This window comes from Ruegeria sp. HKCCD7559 (assembly GCF_013110575.1).
Taxonomy (GTDB): Bacteria; Pseudomonadota; Alphaproteobacteria; order Rhodobacterales; family Rhodobacteraceae; genus Ruegeria.
Genome location: NZ_WVQU01000026.1, coordinates 1 through 1,273, shown reverse-complemented (window position 1 = coordinate 1,273; position 1,273 = coordinate 1). Strand labels below are relative to the sequence as shown.

Below are 1,273 nucleotides of genomic sequence, written 5' to 3'. Positions count from 1 at the left end.
TTACAGGTTCGGATAGATCGGGAATTTGGCGCAGAGGTCTGCGACCTCGGCCTTGACCTTGGCTTCGACGGCGCCGTTGCCGTCTTCGCCATTGGCGGCCAGGCCGTCGACCACTTCGATGATCCAGTCGGCGATCTGGCGGAATTCGACCTCGCCGAAGCCGCGGGTGGTGCCGGCGGGCGAACCCAGACGGATGCCCGACGTGATGGTCGGCTTTTCCGGATCAAACGGCACACCGTTCTTGTTGCAGGTGATATGCGCCCGGCCCAAGGCCTTTTCGGTGGCGTTGCCCTTGACGCCTTTGGGGCGCAGGTCGACCAGCACCACATGGGTGTCGGTGCCGTGGGTCACCGTGTCCAGACCGCCCTTGATCAGCTGATCCGACAGCGCCTGGGCGTTGGTGATCACCTGCTTGACATAGTCCTTGAACTCGGGCCGCAGCGCCTCGCCAAAGGCCACGGCCTTGGCCGCGATCACATGCATCAGCGGGCCGCCCTGAATGCCGGGGAAGATGGCCGAGTTCACTTTCTTGGCGATATCTTCATCATTGGTCAGGATCATGCCGCCGCGCGGGCCGCGCAGGGTCTTGTGCGTGGTGGTGGTGGCCACATGCGCATGTGGGAAGGGGCTGGGATGTTCGCCCGCCGCAACCAGACCGGCAAAATGCGCCATGTCCACGTGCAGATAGGCACCGACCATGTCGGCAATCTGACGCATGCGGGCAAAGTCGATCTGGCGCGGGATGGCCGAACCGCCGGCGATGATCAGCTTGGGCTGGTGCTCTTTCGCCAGCGCCTCGACCTGATCATAATCCAGCATGTTGTCCTGCTGGCGCACGCCGTATTGCACCGCGTTGAACCACTTGCCCGACTGGTTCGGGCGGGCGCCGTGGGTCAGGTGACCGCCGGCATCCAGGCTCATGCCCAGAATGGTGTCGCCGGGCTTGATCAGCGCCTGAAACACGCCCTGGTTGGCCTGAGAGCCGGAATTGGGCTGCACGTTGGCGAATTCACAGCCGAACAGCTGCTTGGCGCGGTCGATGGCCAGGTTTTCGGCGATGTCGACGAACTGGCAGCCGCCATAGTAGCGGCGGCCGGGATAGCCTTCGGCGTATTTGTTGGTCATCACCGAGCCCTGCGCCTCCATCACGGCGGCAGAGACGATATTCTCGGACGCGATCAGCTCGATCTCGTCGCGCTGACGACCCAGTTCCGACGTGATCGAGCCAAAAAGCTCGGGATCACGATCAGAAAGGGACTGGGTGAAAAATCCG

The 1,273-nt window shown here is 63.0% G+C and carries 1 protein-coding gene; it reads right to left on the bottom strand.

Annotated elements, in window-relative coordinates; genetic code table 11:
• A partial coding sequence (gene glyA, locus GS605_RS20935; RefSeq protein ID WP_253283377.1) for a serine hydroxymethyltransferase occupies positions 1-1,273 on the bottom strand: 1,273 nt, incomplete at its 5' end.